This window comes from Bacillus cereus group sp. N24 (assembly GCF_016483345.1).
Taxonomy (GTDB): domain Bacteria; phylum Bacillota; class Bacilli; order Bacillales; family Bacillaceae_G; genus Bacillus_A; species Bacillus_A toyonensis.
Genome location: NZ_JAEHCA010000120.1, coordinates 1 through 320, shown reverse-complemented (window position 1 = coordinate 320; position 320 = coordinate 1). Strand labels below are relative to the sequence as shown.

Below are 320 nucleotides of genomic sequence, written 5' to 3'. Positions count from 1 at the left end.
ATTCGAACCCCCGCGCGACTCTCGCCGCCTGTCGGTTTTCAAGACCGATCCCTTCAGCCGAACTTGGGTATACCTCCATGAAGGAAAATAAATATTTTATTATTATATGTAGCTAAACCATTTCAAAAGAAAATGGAGGAGGTAGAGGGATTCGAACCCCCGCGCGATTCTCACCGCCTGTCGGTTTTCAAGACCGATCCCTTCAGCCGAACTTGGGTATACCTCCGAGACATATAATAAATAAAGTGGAGCCTAGCGGGATCGAACCGCTGACCTCCTGCGTGCAAGGCAGGCGCTCTCCCAGCTGAGCTAAGGCCCCA

General features: G+C 50.9%; 2 tRNA genes. Both read right to left on the bottom strand.

Annotated elements, in window-relative coordinates:
- Positions 1-133: 133 nt before the first annotated feature.
- A tRNA-Ser gene (locus JDS95_RS30665) sits at positions 134-226 on the bottom strand.
- Between the two features lie 20 nt (positions 227-246).
- Positions 247-319 (bottom strand) — tRNA-Ala (locus JDS95_RS30660).
- Position 320 lies beyond the last annotated feature (1 nt).